The organism is Paenibacillus sp. NRS-1760 (genome assembly GCF_050467785.1).
Lineage (GTDB): Bacteria > Bacillota > Bacilli > Paenibacillales > Paenibacillaceae > Pristimantibacillus.
This window is the reverse complement of record NZ_JBITPK010000010.1, coordinates 71,765-88,982: the sequence shown is the minus strand read 5'-3', so window position 1 is coordinate 88,982 and position 17,218 is coordinate 71,765. Positions and strand designations below refer to the sequence as shown.

19 protein-coding genes are annotated in these 17,218 nt (G+C 43.6%); 3 read left to right on the top strand and 16 right to left on the bottom strand.

What is annotated here, in order from left to right:
* Positions 1-310 precede the first annotated feature (310 nt).
* Together ACIFSR_RS11465 and ACIFSR_RS11460 are read left to right on the top strand one after the other, a co-directional pair.
* The gene (locus ACIFSR_RS11465) at positions 311-1,114 is read left to right on the top strand and encodes a Cof-type HAD-IIB family hydrolase (RefSeq protein WP_076268037.1); all 804 of its coding nucleotides are present in this window, start codon (positions 311-313) and stop codon (positions 1,112-1,114) included.
* A gap of 23 nt (positions 1,115-1,137) precedes the next feature.
* The gene (locus ACIFSR_RS11460) at positions 1,138-1,323 is read left to right on the top strand and encodes a cysteine-rich CWC family protein (RefSeq protein WP_430057464.1); all 186 of its coding nucleotides are present in this window, start codon (positions 1,138-1,140) and stop codon (positions 1,321-1,323) included.
* Positions 1,324-1,381: 58 nt separating this feature from the next.
* On the opposite strand, the gene ACIFSR_RS11455 is transcribed toward ACIFSR_RS11460, so the two are convergent.
* Together ACIFSR_RS11455 and ACIFSR_RS11450 are read right to left on the bottom strand one after the other, a co-directional pair.
* Complete coding sequence (locus ACIFSR_RS11455; RefSeq protein ID WP_430057463.1) at positions 1,382-3,811, bottom strand: bifunctional diguanylate cyclase/phosphodiesterase; 2,430 nt, start codon at positions 3,809-3,811, stop codon at positions 1,382-1,384.
* 179 nt (positions 3,812-3,990) lie between these two features.
* Positions 3,991-4,470, bottom strand: a complete 480-nt coding sequence (locus ACIFSR_RS11450; RefSeq protein WP_339207536.1) for a Fur family transcriptional regulator — start codon at positions 4,468-4,470, stop codon at positions 3,991-3,993.
* 226 nt (positions 4,471-4,696) lie between these two features.
* Between ACIFSR_RS11450 and ACIFSR_RS11445 the strand changes: the two genes are divergently transcribed.
* Entirely contained in the window at positions 4,697-4,945 is a 249-nt protein-coding gene (locus tag ACIFSR_RS11445) for a type B 50S ribosomal protein L31 (RefSeq protein ID WP_430057461.1), read from the top strand.
* Positions 4,946-5,034: 89 nt separating this feature from the next.
* Here the strand turns inward: ACIFSR_RS11445 and ACIFSR_RS11440 are convergent, their stop codons facing one another.
* The 14 genes from ACIFSR_RS11440 to ACIFSR_RS11375 form a co-directional block, all read right to left on the bottom strand.
* A complete protein-coding gene (locus ACIFSR_RS11440; RefSeq protein WP_339207535.1) occupies positions 5,035-5,817 on the bottom strand; it encodes an SDR family NAD(P)-dependent oxidoreductase in 783 nt (260 codons plus the stop codon).
* 39 nt (positions 5,818-5,856) lie between these two features.
* Entirely contained in the window at positions 5,857-6,267 is a 411-nt protein-coding gene (locus ACIFSR_RS11435; RefSeq protein WP_076268043.1) for a DUF4265 domain-containing protein, read from the bottom strand.
* 39 nt (positions 6,268-6,306) lie between these two features.
* Positions 6,307-6,603, bottom strand: coding sequence for an antibiotic biosynthesis monooxygenase family protein (locus ACIFSR_RS11430; protein ID WP_430057459.1), 297 nt, complete (start codon positions 6,601-6,603; stop codon positions 6,307-6,309).
* Between the two features lie 342 nt (positions 6,604-6,945).
* Entirely contained in the window at positions 6,946-7,410 is a 465-nt protein-coding gene (locus tag ACIFSR_RS11425; RefSeq protein ID WP_430057457.1) for a DinB family protein, read from the bottom strand.
* Between the two features lie 25 nt (positions 7,411-7,435).
* The gene (locus tag ACIFSR_RS11420; protein WP_430057455.1) at positions 7,436-7,945 is read right to left on the bottom strand and encodes a HugZ family protein; all 510 of its coding nucleotides are present in this window, start codon (positions 7,943-7,945) and stop codon (positions 7,436-7,438) included.
* A 17-nt stretch (positions 7,946-7,962) separates the two neighbouring features.
* Complete coding sequence (locus tag ACIFSR_RS11415) at positions 7,963-8,742, bottom strand: ABC transporter ATP-binding protein (protein ID WP_430057453.1); 780 nt, start codon at positions 8,740-8,742, stop codon at positions 7,963-7,965.
* Position 8,743: 1 nt separating this feature from the next.
* Entirely contained in the window at positions 8,744-9,721 is a 978-nt protein-coding gene (locus tag ACIFSR_RS11410; RefSeq protein WP_430057826.1) for a FecCD family ABC transporter permease, read from the bottom strand.
* Between the two features lie 35 nt (positions 9,722-9,756).
* Positions 9,757-10,752 carry an ABC transporter substrate-binding protein gene (locus ACIFSR_RS11405; RefSeq protein ID WP_339207531.1) on the bottom strand — a complete coding sequence of 332 codons (996 nt, stop codon included), beginning with the start codon at positions 10,750-10,752 and terminating at the stop codon, positions 9,757-9,759.
* A 384-nt stretch (positions 10,753-11,136) separates the two neighbouring features.
* The gene (locus ACIFSR_RS11400) at positions 11,137-11,370 is read right to left on the bottom strand and encodes a hypothetical protein (RefSeq protein WP_339207530.1); all 234 of its coding nucleotides are present in this window, start codon (positions 11,368-11,370) and stop codon (positions 11,137-11,139) included.
* 591 nt (positions 11,371-11,961) lie between these two features.
* On the bottom strand, positions 11,962-12,663 hold the full coding sequence (locus ACIFSR_RS11395; RefSeq protein WP_339207529.1) for a PIG-L family deacetylase: 702 nt from the start codon (positions 12,661-12,663) through the stop codon (positions 11,962-11,964).
* Positions 12,660-12,971 (bottom strand): DUF1806 family protein, encoded by a 312-nt coding sequence (locus ACIFSR_RS11390; protein ID WP_430057451.1) that lies wholly within the window; start codon positions 12,969-12,971, stop codon positions 12,660-12,662. The genes ACIFSR_RS11395 and ACIFSR_RS11390 overlap by 4 nt, the downstream gene beginning before the upstream one ends.
* A gap of 129 nt (positions 12,972-13,100) precedes the next feature.
* Positions 13,101-13,556, bottom strand: a complete 456-nt coding sequence (locus ACIFSR_RS11385) for a DinB family protein (protein WP_339207527.1) — start codon at positions 13,554-13,556, stop codon at positions 13,101-13,103.
* Positions 13,557-13,747: 191 nt separating this feature from the next.
* Entirely contained in the window at positions 13,748-15,832 is a 2,085-nt protein-coding gene (locus ACIFSR_RS11380) for a transglycosylase domain-containing protein (RefSeq protein WP_430057449.1), read from the bottom strand.
* Positions 15,833-16,124: 292 nt separating this feature from the next.
* On the bottom strand, positions 16,125-17,195 hold the full coding sequence (locus ACIFSR_RS11375; protein ID WP_430057447.1) for a sulfate ABC transporter substrate-binding protein: 1,071 nt from the start codon (positions 17,193-17,195) through the stop codon (positions 16,125-16,127).
* Between the last annotated feature and the right edge of the window lie 23 nt (positions 17,196-17,218).

Here is a 17,218-nt window from a genome sequence, read left to right as displayed (position 1 = left end):
AAAGCATAAGCCTAGTTTTACGAAGTAAAACTTACTTCGTAAGCATAAACCTAGTTTTGTGAAGCAAAACTTACTTCGAAAGCATAAGCCTAGTTTTACGAAGTAAAACTTACTTCGTAAGCATAAGCCTAGTCTTGAATGTCTGGATCATTTTAGCTACAATCAACCTAATCAAAGCGCAAACGGCCAACGCCGTCTTTGGCGGCGTCTGCAATCGTTTCGCAGCGAAATATAAGCCTAGTTATACATGTAGAACTTATAACTTCTTATATTTAAATATAGAGAGCTGGAGAGGAGCTTTACCGCTAGTATGTATAAACTTATCGCGATTGATGTTGACGACACGTTATTAACGGATGACCTAACCGTAACGGAAGGCACGAAGCGTGCCATGGAAGCTGCTATTGCCCAAGGTGTAACGGTTACACTGGCAACAGGCCGCATGTTTGCTTCCGCTCAAAAAATTGCTAAGCAAATTGAACTCAATGTTCCTATTATTACCTATCAAGGGGCACTCGTCAAAACACTGCTTGATGGACAAGTCCTGTATGAAAGAAACGTACCGATTGATGCGGCTAAAGAGCTTCACGCTTTCGCTGAAGAGAACGGCTTGCACCTGCAGCTTTACGTTGACGATGAGCTTTACAGCACTCATGACAATGACAAAATCAAAGCTTATTCTAAGCTTGCCAATATCCCTTATAAAATAGAGCCTGACTTCAACAAATTGCTCGACTTTCCGATGAACAAAATGCTTATTATCGATGATCCGGCTCGCCTCGATGAAATCGCTGAGCAGCTTAAGCCTCTAATCGGTGATCGCGTGCATATTACTAAATCCAAAGCGCACTATTTAGAGTTCATGCATAAGGAAGGCACTAAAGGGCATGCACTGAAATTTATGGCCGAGCATCTTGGCTGTACAATGGACCAAACAATCGCCCTTGGCGATGCATGGAATGATAATGAAATGATTATCGCTGCCGGACTTGGTGTAGCAATGGGCAACGCCATTCAATCTCTGAAGGACATTGCAGACTATGTAACGTTGTCAAATAACGAGGAAGGCGTTCGCCACGTTATTGAGAAATTTGTGCTTAACGTCACTGAATAACAAGCAAGGAGGCGACTGCATTCATGAATTGTCCCCTTTGCAATGGGCCAAACGATTGTGCCATGGAAGAAAACAATGCAGCGAAAGATTGCTGGTGCTTCCAGAAATCATTTCCCAGCACGCTTCTAGAGGCCGTTCCTGAAGAGCTCAAAAACAAAGCCTGCATCTGCCGAAATTGCTTAAGCAAAGTAGTGGAAGAACAAAATTAAGAAGCTGTCTCTGGAAGGTAATCACCTTTTAGAAACAGCTTCTTTTTTTTAAGCTTGCTTATCGCGCTGGCACAAAAAAACGTTCTTCCACAGCACTTGCAGACAACGGCTTGCTAAAATAATAGCCCTGAATCTTTCTGCATGAATTGTCCGTTAAAATATCCAGCTGATCCTTCGTTTCAATTCCCTCCGCAATAACTTCCATGTTCAAATGCATAGCCATCGCAATGATGGTTGAAACGATCGCTCTATCATCACTGTTATTTGTAATATCACGGATAAAGGAGCGATCTATTTTAACTTTTTGAATCGGGAACATTTTCAAATAACTGAGCGAGCTGTAGCCTGTTCCAAAATCATCTAAGCTAATGCGAATACCATATTCATTCAACTGATTCAAAATGCTGCTGGACAATGCAGCGTCCATCATCATGCTTTCTGTTATTTCCAGCTCTAAATATTTCGGCTCCAATCCCGTTTCCTGCAGTATAGCCATAATATAATCCGCAAGTTTAGGCTGATGGAATTGTTGCGAAGACAAGTTGACGGATATAGGGATAAGCGGCCCTCCCTGTACATGCCACATCCGCATTTGTTTGCAGGCTTCGCGCAGTACCCATGTTCCCATTTCATAAATGAGACCGGTCTCCTCCGCAAGCGGTATAAAGACGTCTGGACTTAGAAGCCCCCTAGTTGGATGCTGCCAGCGTACTAGCGCCTCCATCCCAATCATCGCACGATCCTCTGTTCGGATTTGCGGCTGGTAATGGAGCAGCAGCTCCCCTCGTTCAATCGCTTTTCGAAGATCGCCCTCTAATTCGATTTTTTCTTGCAGCACTCGGTCGAGCTCGCCAGTGAAAAATTGATAATCGTTTTTACCTTTTTTCTTCACCTCATACATCGCTGTATCGGCATTTTTAAGCAGCTGTACAGCATCCTGTCCATGGCTAGGGAACAGGGCAATTCCGATACTTGCGGACACATAAAAATCACTGTCCTTTAATCGATACGGCGCTTGGATGCAGCTGATGATCTGTTCCGCTAACCGCTTAATCGTGTCTTGCGTTTCATAATTGCGGCACAGCAGCGTAAACTCGTCTCCGCCTATGCGAGCAAGCATAACGTCTTGCCCTGCAATAGCTTGTTGAATGCGTCCGCTAACTTCCTGCAAAAACTGATCGCCGACCATATGCCCGAGTGAATCATTTATAATTTTAAAACGGTCGATATCGAGTACCATTACAGCAAAATGCGAATCGCTTGTACTGCTCTGTTCAATGGTCTCAGCAATCTCTTGATTAAATTTGCGACGATTCGGCAAACCTGTCAATTCATCATGAAAGGCTAAATGATTGACTTTCAGCTGCGCCCGCTTCTCAGCGGTTATATCTTTAAAAATAATATAGCTGCCTACGACTTCACCATCCACAACAACCGGTACATTAGCTACGTTGAGCTCAATTCTCATGCCGTCAGCACGGATGATGGCGGTTTCGTGATTCACAGTCTCCCCCGCAAAGGATCTTTGAAACATTTGTTTCACACGTTCTTGATCCTCATGAACAATAATCCCGCTTAACGTGGATATCGATTGATGCATAACCTCCTTGCTGCTGAAACCTGTTATCTTCAAAGCATTCGTATTATGGCTAGTCACACGGTAATGCAAATCAACAGACACGATGCCATCCTGGCTATTTTCATATAAAGACTTGTACCATTTTTCATTTTGTTCAATTTCTGAGTCCTTATGGGCAAATCGCTTCGATATATAGATCCCAAACAAGGATAATCCAAGTGTAAAAAATATACCTAACGCAATAATGTAGGCCAGCCACGTTTGATCCAAAATAACGCCAAAAAACAAAGCAGTCTTATTGCTGGAATGAAAATTAGCTGCGACCATTCCCGTATAATGCATGCCAACTATCGCAGCCCCCATAATAGCGCCGCTTCCAAGCTTTTTCCACCATTGTCCTTTCTGTCGTCTATCCTTACGGAAATAAAACGATAGCCAAAGAGCTGCAATGGATGCGACAAACGCAATAAGAATAGAGAGCATAACGATAATCGGATTATAGGTTATATGTATAAGCATTGCAGACATGCCAACATAGTGCATGATCGTAATGCCTGTGGCAAGCAACAATCCGCCAGCTAGCAATTGCGATCTCGAAAGTTCACTACGACCGACAACATACAGCGCAGTAAAAGCCGCTCCAATCGCCGCAATTACCGAGATAAGCACGATAACCAAATCATATTTTATAGGGAAAGGAAGCTTTAACGCGAGCATGCCGACAAAATGCATTGACCAGATTCCCATCCCCTTAGAAGCCGCTCCAAACATAAGCCAGCTTAGCTTTGTGCTTCCTTTGGAGGTGCTCACTCTTCCTGCAAGATCCAGTGCTGTATATGAAGCCATGACTGCTATAATATAAGAGAAAATAACTAATAAACTATCATAGGTTCCATGAACATGCTCCATTAAATCCCCTCTATTCTATGTAAGATGTTTATCTGCGAGAGCATTCTTATATTATACAATAATGTTTTGAAACATTTTTGAAAATTTCGATGATGGCTAGACATGCAACGACCGCATAACCAAACAAAAAAGAGCCTCTCCCACATAGTGGAGAAGCCCTTCTTATAACTTTTATGAAGTTAAGATACAGCTTTATTTCTCCGTTTGCATTGACCCTTGCTGCATGACTTATAGTTGCCTGTAAAATCAAGCCGATGATCCGTCACTTTAAAGCCATACTCCCGTTCAATTCGCTGCTCTAGCTCGAGCAGCCAATCCTCTTTAATTTCTGTCAGTGAGCCGCATTCATCGCATATTAGATGATGATGCATATGCTCATGATCCTCACCGCGAAGATCATAGCGGGCTACACCATCCCCGAAATTCATTTTCTCAACAACATGAAGCTCAGCGAGCAGTTCGAGTGTCCGATATACAGTCGCTAGACCGATATCAGAGTTTTTCTGCTTTACGAGCATGAAGACACCTTCTGCACTCAAGTGATCCATTTCGTTCTCAAGCAGCACTCGCAATATAATCTCACGCTGAGTTGTCAGTTTATATCCGTTCGCCATCAAATGTCGATTTATTCGATCCGTTTCTGCTGTGATGTTTAACATGCAAAGCTACCTCCTTTTATTGAAAAGCCAGTACATGAATGCATTCCACTTTATGTAAAGGCTTACTTTTAGAATGATTATAATTTAATGGTAGTATACTTTTGCGAAATTAGCAAATACCATATATTAATAAGTGTTTAACCATACTCCTTGACACAAAAATCGTATTTCGAGTATGATACAAAATAGTTATTCGTAATAATTACAAATAGAAGGAGAGAACAAAATGAAAATTGGCATCCATCCCGTTTACCATCAAGTATTATTTTTTGATGTGAGCAGCGGCTACAAATTTTTGACGGGCTCAACCAAATCGTCCAATGAAAAAATGGAATGGGAAGATGGTAATAGCTACCCTGTCATTCGCGTAGATACAAGCTCCGCTTCGCATCCTTTTTATACAGGCAAACAACGCAATACCGATAAAGGCGGACGAGTTGACCGCTTCAACCAACGATTCCAACAAAAGAAATAAAAAATTAGTAATAATAATAGCTCCAAACAGAACCGTTCAATACGGCAATCTGTAAGGAGCTTCTTTCGTTTCTTATTTCAGCAGACAGACTACAGCACCGCAGAAATGCCGCCATCAATATTTACAGACGTACCCGTTACGAAAGATGCGGCTTCCGAAACGAGAAAACCGATAACATTTGCTGCTTCCGACGCCCTGCCAATTCGACCCAAAGGTATCCCATGGCGCTTGTCCGCTGAGAATTCATCCCAGCTAAGCTCAGGGCTCGCAGCTTGCCACATCCGCTCGATTTGTGCGCTGCGAATCAGCCCGATGCAAACTGCATTTACACGAATTTGATCCACAGCCAGATCCTTGCTCATCGCTTTGGTCAGTGCAAGGCCTGCCGCGCGGCTAACAGAGGTTGGGAGAGAGGAAGCACCTGGCGTTTTCCCGCCTATAGCTGTCACGTTGACGATAGCTCCTCCACCTGCTTTACGCATATAGGGAAGTACCGCACGCGCAAAATGAACCGCTCCGAGCAGCTTCAAATCGAGGTCCGCTGTCCATGCATCAGTCTCCACCTTCTCAAAAGGCTGCGCCGCAGAAACCCCTGCGTTATTCACAAGAATGTTGACACCGCCAAAGTGTGCTGCCGTTTGCTCAACCGCTCTTGCGGCATCTTCCGGCCGACTTACATCCGCGCTGATTGCCAACGCTTCTTTGCCTGTTCGTTCCTTTATAAGTGCTGCCGCGCTGCGCAGAGACTGCTCCTCCCGTGCAACAATGGCTACCTCAGCACCTTCCTCTGCCAGCAGCAATGCTGTTGCAAGTCCAATTCCTTTGCTCCCGCCTGTAATGAGTGCGATTTTTCCTTTTAGCCCAAGCTCCATCTATAACTCCTCCTTCTCTGCTGCTTTATCGTTTAAACTTTACTTCCCAACTGCTTTGATTACCTTTTGCACCTCATGGTTTATATCAATTTCTGAATGAGCAGGTAAATTTACAATAAAAATACCGCCAAACACTTGCTGCGACTTGCCTTGGCACTCTCGAATTTTATTTTTTAATAGTTTAAGTTCTAATGAATAAATAACTTCTTTGCTTAGCAGCCAATTATGCCTGGTGAACGTTGATTTCTCTATCGTTTCTATGTACATGGATACATCCTTGAATGCTCTTACGCGAATAACGTCTCCAAAGGCAACATTTTCAGTAAATACAGGATTCTCCTCAATGCGATACAGGTCATCACCCAGTTGTACAACGTCCAGTATCTCGACCTCTTGACCTACACCATCGAAGCAAAGATGTAACGGAATAAAATCTTGAATGCTTCTCACCTCTATGTTTATTTTCAGTGATGGCTCTTACCATTCACTCTAGCTAATATCCACATTCGAATAATGCTCCACCGCTGGAAATGGATCATAGAAATGATGCAGAAGACTCTTCCACTCCAAATATTCCGCCGATCCGCGAAAGCCAACGGTATGATCCTCCAGCGTTTCCCATCGTACAAGCAATATATATTTATTATCCTCTTCTAAGCATTTCTGAAGTTCATGACTGACGTAACCGTTCATGCTTGAGATAATTTTTGATGCGGCTTTGAAATTGCTTTCAAATTGTTCGGACAGCCCTGCCTTAACCTGCAATGAAGCAACCTCTAATATCATGATAGCAACTCCTTGTTAAATCTAGTTTTAGCAATAGCCTAGCAATCCTAATTAAGATGTTATGTATATATTATAAGTGGTACTGCAAATAAGGCAAAGAGTAAATCAAATGATAGAATATCTTGTTTTCCAAACTGTCTAATCGCTCCATGTGATCCGTAATTTTCAGAGCGAGTTCAATATAATCGATTCTTCCCCCTTAAATTGCGGCATCATTTACCGAAATCACCTGCGACCTTTGCTCTTAATCCGTATTTCCCGTCATGATCCGACATTTGTATTTGACTGTTATTTCATAAAAAAAAGCCCCAGAGAGTGGTCTCTGAGACTTCAATCGTATCCCTAAGTAGCTGGCTCCTCTTTAGGAGCGCATTTTTGAATAAGCGAGATTTGGCCTGCATGGATGCCGGTATGATACATCAAACGGCCAACAGCCTCAAGCGGCGTGGAGGGGCCGATCGGACAGTCCACGATTTGATGCCATTTCTCCTCCGGAAGCTCTTTCATTGCATCCATAAGATGATTGTTGGAGGATTCAAGCAGCTCAATAAGCTCCTGTAAATTATCATAGGTTGCTTTGCTCCCAGCAGCACCTCTGCTTGTCGAGATCTGCAATCCCTCCGGCATCTTTTTCCCGAAGAACCAGTCTGCGAACATATATTCAACCTCAGCGTTATGTCGAAGCATATAGCCAATGGAGGATGCTCCAAGCTGTAAAGACAAATCCTGCTCCGGCAATGCTTTGACCGTTTTATGGAATCTTTCTTGAATAGCACGCCAAATAGGCAGTACTGTTGTGATCGTCATAATAGAGTCCGCTCCTCTGCTCTTATTAAGCTTTCTTCGCTTGTGCATGCCCATCTCTTGCTACATGCTCAAATTTCTCGCCTGACAAGTCGATATCGTAAGCCTGGCCAAAGCCTGCTACATAACGGCCTTCCGAAGCCGTCAGCTCAAACAAAGAGAAATCAAGGCCGCGAAGCATGCCAATCATGTTTTTGCCGAAGGTTTGCTCAAACCGTTCAAATATCTCAATATGCCCTTCATTTCCGATATTAACCGCATTACAAACGAAGCGCGCACGCTGCCTAGCAAATAAATTTGTAGTCTGCGACTCATCCTCCAGCAGCATAACGTCCACTGATGGATTGGCTTCCATGTACCGGAAATGATGAGCGATTCTGCTAATATAAATGTAGAGCTTTCCGTTGAACTTCACAAAGGGAGCATAGGAAACAAAAGGTTTTCCCTCATCGTCAATTGTACCGAGCACGACAGATTTCAAGCTTTCCGTAAAGTTTAAATAATTCACCTTAATCATTTCAATATCCATCGCCTTCATTCGTCATCCCTCGCTTTTTATAAGACTTTTTTTAATACGTGAATTCGTGGACTAGCGTTTTCGGGCATTTGCTGAATTTCTGTTTCCACACCGTAGACACTGCGAATCAGCTCCATCGTAAAAACATCCTTCGGCTTGCCAAATACATGTTTATCCCCATTCTTAATCACACAAACCCTATCGCTATAAGCGGATGCATGGTTCAAATCATGCAGCACCATTATAACCGTCAGCTTCAATTCTCGATTTAGTCGTCGCACAAGTTCAAGCACTTCCAGTTGATGTGCGATGTCCAAATAAGTAGTCGGCTCATCGAGTAGAAGCACCTTAGGTCTTTGAGCGAGCGCCATAGCAAGCCATGCCTTCTGTGCTTCTCCGCCAGAGAGGGATACAATAAGCCTGTCTTTAAACTCCATCATGCCCGTCTGTTCAAGCGCCCAATGTACGACCTTATAATCTTCGGCATCCAGACGCTCATACCATTTCTTATGAGGAATTCGCCCATAACCAACCAATTCCTCTACTGTCATGTCAGACGGACTGACGTTCTTCTGACAAAGCATGCACAGCATTTGCGATACTTGCTTCGTACTAAGCGAGCGAATCTCTTGATCGGCAATACAGACGCGTCCGCTTTCGCAAGGAATCATTCGAGATACAGCCTTCAAAATAGTCGACTTTCCCGAGCCGTTCGGTCCAATAATGGACACCACTTCTCCCTCATTCACATCAAGAGAAAAGTCGCTCACTATTGTACGATCCGCGTAACGAATATTCAACGATTGGACCTTTAACAACTTAGACCCCTCCTTTTCGCATCAAATAGAGGAAGTACGGACCTCCTGCCAATGCCATGACGATACCTGCAGGCACCCCTACAGAGCCGAAGGCAGTCCGTCCAATCGTATCTGCCACTAAGAGAAGCAGTGCCCCAAGTATTAAGCTAAGCGGCAACGTGTGGCGATAATTTGTGCCAATTAATAAACGAGCCATATGTGGCACGATTAAACCAATAAACCCAACAAGACCTACTGTCGACACTGAAACAGCAGCTAAGTACACCGCCACAAAAGACAAAATCAAGCGGCTTCGATTAAGGTTTTGCCCCAAGTTATGTGCTACTTGCTCGCCTAAACGTAATATATTCGCTTGCCGAATACATAGAATCGCCGCAATCCATCCAATAATCGAATAGGGCAATATCATGAGCACATCGCCCATTCCTTTGCCTGCCAAACTTCCGTTCATCCATGCAAGTGCGCCAGGCAGCTTATCGCTGTATTTGATAGAGAGCAGGCCGATCATTCCTCCAAATACCGCATTTACGGCAACACCCGAAAGAATGATACGAACAGGTGTAAAACCTGTTTGCTTGTTCCATGCCCAAGTATAAACCATTCCGGCAGCAATACCGCCGCCAATAATTGCAGCTAACGGAATAAACGATGAATAGCTAGGCATGACTAGCATAATGAATAATACGGTAACCGCTGCCCCGGAAGAAACACCAGTTAGCCCCGGGTCTGCCAGTGGATTTAGCATAACCGCTTGCAGCAAAGCTCCTGATGAAGCAAGGTTCGCGCCGATAATCAAAGCAAGAAATACTCTAGGGATTCGAATATCCCAAAGCACAGAATTTGCCGCTTCATTCCCATTGCCTAATATCGCTTGAAAAGTAGAAGCTAGATCGAATCTTGCACTACCAAGCGCAACTGAGAACAAAATAGCCACAATCAGCAACAAAAATGAGAGAGCTAGAAGCGTGGCCGTTCTCATTTTTTTATTATCCGTCACCTCTAAGCTCCCTTTCATTAGTTATACAAAATTTTCGCCATATCTTGGTATGCATTTGGTGCATTTACTAACGAAGCTACTCCATATAAGCTATAATCAAGTGCAATCAGCTTGCCGTTTTTGAATGCGTTCAGCTTCTCCCATGCTCCGTTCTTCTTCACATCATCTTCAAGCTGCTTCGTAACAGCAGAAGGATCACCATGAGCAACTAGCAAAATAATATCTGGATTAGCCGTTACGATGCTTTCCATATCAAGTGGTACATAAGCATCTTCTTTTTTCAATACTTCTGATAATACGTTTTTTGCTCCTAGCTTCTTCGCCAAGCTGCCTACAAAAGTACTATCGTTCATGAACATTAATGATTCAGCAGAACCGAATAGAACCATTACGCTTGGAGCATCTTTGCCTTCGGAAAGCTTAACAGCTTCCGCTTCTTGTTCGCTCAGCTTCCGCAATACTTCATTCGCTTTATCTTCTTTCCCGTACACTCGACCTAGAACTACCGTGCTGAGTTTCAACTCGTCTAAGGAGTCCGCAGGTAAATAAGCTGTAGGTAAATTCGCTGGTTTAAAGGACTTATCCAAACTATCCTTAATAGAGCTTGGTCCAAGAATGACACCAGGCTGCAGCTTCGCAATTTGCTCTAGATCCGGCTGATGAGATGAGCCGATGCGAGGCAGGTTAACGAAAGCTTCTGGCAATTTGTTCTTCGTCGTTGGAACACCTGCTGTCTCAATTCCAAGCTCATTTAAAAGCTCAGCAATAGCTACTGATATGGTTACCGTTGATGATGGCACTTGGTTATTGAACTGTGCAATCAGTTCCGCTGCTTTTGTTTCATCTACTTCTATTTTTGAATCAGACACAGGAGTTTCCGTTGCAGCCGGGCTTGGCTGCTCTGTTTCTGTGTTTCCAGTCACCTGTTCTGGCTTATTTACATTGTTTCCGCATGCTACCGTAGTCGCTAATAATAAAGTCATAATACCAATCTTCCATCCTGCTAGTTTCACTTTATTTCCTCCTGTATGATAATGATAATTAGTATCATTATATTGATACCGTTTCTCATTATACAGCGAATGAAAATCATTTTCAATTAGTATTTTCGCTAAACTTTTATTTATTTAATTGTGTGGTTATTTCCCCATCCCCCCATCAGACATCCTCTTTTGATTCCCATGCTAAAGATAAAAATATCGAATAAAATCCTACGTACATTCGTCTCATCATACGCTGATCAAAATAAAAAAATGCCAAGGGCAGCTGTTCGCTCCTTGGCATGCTTTTGACTCCTATTGCCAGATCTAATCTTAATTTCCCCATAGCCTAGCTTCAATCAAGCAGCTCTTCCGAGCCATGCATGTCCATGTTATTGACATCCTTGCTCTATTTGATTACGCCTGCATGACAGATTGAGATGATTTCCCATACGGCTCCGCCAAAAAATAAGTGAAATCCTCGCGTTTATTCAAAAACTGCTCATATTGCACCAAAGCGATCTCATCATCCGGGTTTGTCTCCAAGTAGATTTCCAATTCCGCAATCGTTTCCTCAATTTCAAGTAGGATGTCCCTGTGGCTATGGCTCATCTGTGTACTTAGCTGTAAAGGCTTCCTTGCTTCGTTCAACTTATATGCCTCCTGTTGCCCTATTCTATTGTTTTGCAAAATAAAGGTGTACCTGCAACAATAGGGCTTCGTTAACTAAGATATTCAGAACTTCGTAAAAAAGAACCTCAATTCTCAAAAAAAGGGTAAACCCCTTTTACTCGCTGTAAAAAAAGAAATGCCATTTCCGTTATTATCCATCTTCCTCATGACAGATTCAATGGTACAAAATGATTAGGTTACCATTTACCTATCTCGACTATTTCCCAAGAAATGATCGAAAAACATCGATATATAAACAATTTTCTGCATGCTATTGATTCATCATTACCACAGCAGGGTATTCAATATTATCAAACTCACTGAGGGAGTGATTCAAATGACGACAAGGCAACAAAATTTAGAGATTGAAGAAAGACATGTTGAAAAGAAATCAGATTCAAGTTTAGTGGCGTCTACATTCATTAAATACGCTGCCTACATTATCATCTTCTTCGGGGCTCTCTACTTTCTTGTTCGATATGTATTTCCAATGTTTTAAACAAAATAAAAACAGGCAGTCTTTCAGCAGATTAAGCTGCTTGGAGACTGCCTGTTTCGTATGTACGTTTTTTAAAAAAGATCATCCGCAGTTTTTGAGATCATTGTTTGATTTCCTTTTATAAAATACTCATACTTGCCAAAATGCGCCAATGCCGCGCTGTCTGCTTCCCATACCCATTCGTCCATTTCGGTTTGACAGCGATGCGCACGAAACGCAGCAAGCTTAGCTTCTAACTTATGACGAACATCTATTTTGACAATGTCCTGCTTCGTGTAACCAAATCGTTCCGGAGCATTCATCATATCGCCGAAACTGATGAAATAGAGCGACCCTGGCTGCTTGCTGCGGTGGAAAGCGGTAGTTGTTGCTTTTCCAATTGCACAGTGATCAGGATGTCCGCCTAAAACTTCATGGAAAGTAAGGACTACATCCGGATTGATCTCATCCATGAGTACGCCTATTTTTGAGATGAGGCTCTCTGAATCGTAAAATTCAACCATCTTGTCACGGATACCAAAAAAAATAAGATTTTGTATGCCAAGTGCCTCGCAAGCGTTCCGCAGCTCTTTTTCCCGAATATCAGGCATAGTCTCTCGATTCACATAAGGCGGATTTCCCATTCGACGTCCCATTTCGCCTTTTGTCGCACTTACGAGAGTAATTTCAACTCCCATGCTTGCATACTTTGCCAATGTTCCTCCGCAAATAAAAGACTCATCATCAGGATGCGCAAACACAGCTAATAGCTTTTTAACTGCTTTTTCACTCATTCCGGAAACGGCTCCTTTCCAAGCTGCAGAGCAACGTTCATTCTGCCTTTATCATCGTAACCCGCCAGTAATAGCTTCCCATCCACCGTTGCTTCATAATGGGTGAGTGCTTCTGTACGCAGCCAGCCAAGCTCATCAAAGCGAAGAGCTATCCGGTATGAACCCTCCCCAGCAATATGAGCTTCAGTGAGGCTAACCTTGAAATTTCGGACAAAGACGAAAGAGGTCGCTTCACTATGAATATAAACTTCCTTGCCAATAAATGCTTGAAAAGCAGCGTTCAATTCTGAACTGTTTATTTTGATCATCGTCTCTTCATTCCTATTCTATAAATTTGATAGGAGTTGCCAGATAGGAGGAGTTAATAAAAAGGAGGAGTTGCTTCATGAGACCAAAGGCCTGATGTATGAACTCCTCCCCTTATAATACAATTCCTATTATCTGCTTACGAAAAAAGGCAATGTTTCGACGCCCAGCAAGCGCAGATAAATGAACAATTGACCTTTATGATGAATTTCATGATCCTTGCCATTCTCGAGCAAAACGATTCCAGCCATTTTCATGCCATGGAAGTCGATCTCTTTTTCTAATTGCTCATCCGTTAAAGATTCTAGCAATGCTTTCGTTGAAGCGGTATCCGCTGCTACGATCGCTTTCAGCTCTTCAATCGTTTCAGCTTGTTTAGCTGTTGAAGGAGGCGTGAACAAACCGTTTTTTACCGTTTGTGCGAACATGTCCATTGATCCATTGATATGGAGAACAAGAGTTGACAACGACATTGCCTTTTCCCAAGGCTTATATTGGAGGTTTTCATTTTGTACAGTATCAAGCATAGCAAGCAATACTTTACGATGATTCAACCAGTTTGTAACAAATACATTCATTGTTGACATAGGATAATACTCCCCTTTTTCATTCGAAAATTAATTAACCATAGAAAAAATAGTTAATAGCCTATTCATTATACAATGGTTGTCCGACAATTGCATTTTTCCTGAATAAACTTCTATTATTAATAACTTGATCCTCCTTAGTTGGTGTTATTATTCCACCAATTCCCTTTTACATTATCACGCCCTATTCCTCAGTTTTTATCCTTATCCTTATCTTTATCCTTGTGCCTCTCTTTCTTTCTCTCTTTTTCTTGTTCTTTTTCTTTTTCCTTCTGTTTTTTTCTTTCTTCCCTGTCCTTTTTCCAATCCCGTTTCTTATCAGAATCATCATCTTTGTTCGATATATTATTTTTTTCTTTTTCCTTATCCTTCTTCTTCGGCAAAAGATCTGGTGCCTTAGGAAAAGGTATAACCGGCTCATCCTTTAATGCATCTGCGAATAAAGCTTGAAAGACAACAGCCGCAGCCTTTGAGCTCGTCGACAAATAATGGCTGCTGTCACTTTGATCGTACCCAAGCCACACCGCGCCTACAAGCTGCGGAGTGTAGCCAACGAACCAATTGTCCTTTGCGCCGTAGCCTGTCGTGCCTAACATTTGTGTCGTTCCAGATTTTCCTGCAACTGGGCGGCCTTCAAGCATTGCAGCAGCACCCGTCCCATCCTTTATGACTCCCTCTAGCATAGCTGTCATTGTTCGGGCAATTTCTGGCTCCGTTACTTTCACACTGCCTTCACTCTGCTTGAATTCAGCCAGTACGCTGCCGTCTGCCGATTCGATGCGAGTAATGGTATGCGCATGATTACGAACGCCGTCACTTGCGAATACGCCAAAAGCTTCGGCCATCTGAAGTGGCGATACACCCTCATGAAGACCGCCGAGCGCAAGCCCCAGCGAGCGATCCTCATCTGTCAGAGGAATGCCGAAACGTGCCGCCGCATCCATTCCTTTTTCAATACCCATTTCGTTAAGCAGCTTCACAGCTGGTATGTTGTAAGAGTTAATAAGCGCTTCATAAAGTGACACTCTGCCATGAAAGGAGCCGTCTGCGTTTTTTGGCTCATAGCCGTTAATATTGATCGGTTCATCAACTAGATCATCGCTTGGCTTATAGCCAAGCTCCAGCGCAGGCGTGTATACCGCGATGGGCTTGATCGTTGAGCCTGGCTGACGGCTTAGCTGCGTCGCTCGGTTAAAGCCGCGAAATGGCTGCTCCCCTCTGCCGCCAACCATCGCCCGAATTCCGCCGTCACGCGGATCAATCAGAACAGCACCGCTTTGAATGAGCTGGTCTGCAGCACTATTTGGGAATAGAGATTCCTTCGCATATACCTGTTCCGCCGACTGCTGCATTTTCGTATCCAAAGCGGTATAGATTCGAAGTCCGCCCTGCAGCACTTCATTTTCCGATAACCCATATTGCGTCATCGCCTCACGAATGATCTGGTCCACATAATAAGGATAGTTGATATCATCTACTCGATTAGGCTTTGCGCTCAGTAATTTCACAGGCTCATGAATGGCCTTATTATATATATCCTCGCTAATTAGTGCTTGATCCTTCATAAGCTGAAGAACCACATTTCTTCGATCAATCGCTTTTTCTAGATGTTTATAAGGAGTTAGGGCGGATGGCGCCTTGATTAGACCAGCAAGGAGCGCTGCCTCCGCTACGCTAAGCTGATTTGGCTGCTTGCCAAAATACGTATGCGCCGCTCTATCGATTCCCCATGCTCCATCACCATAGTAGATCTGGTTGAGGTACTTCTCCATAATATCCTCTTTGCTGTAGCTTTCCTCAATCTTTTTCGCCAAAAGCAGCTCATCCCACTTCCGCGACCAGGTTCTCTCCTGCGACAAAAAGACATTTTTCGCGAGCTGCTGTGTTATCGTGCTTCCGCCCTGTACTGTCCCGCCTGATGTAATATTTGTCCAAATCGCTCGGCTAATTGCCCGCATATCCATTCCTTCGTGCTCGAAGTAACGTCTGTCCTCTACCGCAACAACGGCATCAACCATATGTTTTGGTATGTCTTCATAGGCAATCTCATCAATTTTATTGAAAGAAATACGGGTGGCTTCCGTTCCGTGCTGATCATACAAAATCGTAGCTGCCGGCAGCGGCACCTCAAGCTGTCCAATATCCTGCTTGCCGATCAGGAAACGAAATGCCCCCCATCCGCCCAAAGCAACGATGATCAACAAAGCTGTACCTATGATCAAAATGTATTTTATCCTTTTCATTTTCTTATTCGACGTTTTATTCGTCTTCATCATTTCTCCCCCTTGCCCTTGCTTCTCTCGGTTCTACATCATTCGCAGCGGAGTATCATTTTTAGTACGTTCGGCCCATGAAGTGCCTTTACGCACAAAAAAAAGCCCGGAAACTATGCCTGCTCCCCAGCATCTTTTAGACTTATTTTAACAATCGTAAACAAATCGCTCATATTTCGTTTTGTCGATGGCAGCATCATGCTTTCATCAAAAAAACCTCTGTGCTCTATGTCTCTCGTTTAAACGAGAGACATAGAGCACAGAGGTTTATTAAGAACTTTCCTCACACATCGTATTAAAGATCAGCGAGCACTTGATACCAGACACCTTTTTTGGAATAAAGGTTTTCTCTAACCTCAGACCAGCCGCCTAGGTATGAAATGTCAAACAATCCTTCCGGCACCACATAACGGTCTTTCGTATCCTCAGCTACCTTCTTGTCTACGGAGCGGAATCCATGATCCACAAAAAGGCGCTGCGCCTGCTCCGTTTGCAAAAAGGCAATAAAAGCCTCGGCTACCTTACGAACGCCATGCTTATCTGCATTTTTATCCACGATCGCTGCTGGATTCTCGATCAATATCGTGTCTTTTGGAACAACGATGTCATACTTGACGCCTTTCTTAATTCGAGCGAGCAACTCATTCTCGTAAGTGACGATGACATCTCCTACACCATATTCGAAGGCTGCCATCGATGCGCGACCGCTCTTATCAAGCGATTCCACATTGGCATGGACTGCTTTTAGAAAATGCTTCGCATATTCGGCATCCTTTGTACCCGTCTGCTCCTCTGACTGCTTAAGGCCAGCGCCATATATGGCATTAATGTCCCACTGAGCGCCGCCGGAAGTTTTCGGATTCGGATACAGCACCTTCACACCCTCGCGTGTTAAGTCATTCCAATCCTTAATTCCGAGCGGATTACCGGTACGAGTCCCCAATACTACGATGGAGTTCGTGATCATACCATTATTGCTCTGTGCCTTCCAGTCATGCGTAATGAAACCCGCCTTCGCTATTTTGTCGAGATCACCTTCCATAGCTAACACGGCAACGTCGGCTTCAAAACCTCCAGCGATCGCCCTTGCCTGCGTTCCTGAAGCCTCATACGATTCCTGAAATACGACCTTTTGCCCTGTCTCCTGCAGCCAATATTTTTGGAATGCAGGCAGCAAATCCGCGAAAGCATCCTTCACTACCGAATACGCACCGATTACAAGTGTAACATCGCCGTCCTGTACGGTAGACCCAGCCGCATGGTTACTCGTTTGCTCCTCTTTACTGCAGCCTGCCGATACGATCAGCATAACCGCAGCAAGCAGCAGCACGAGTATGCGCTGACTTGTTACCAGATTGATTTTCATATTCGCATACAACTCTTTCTACG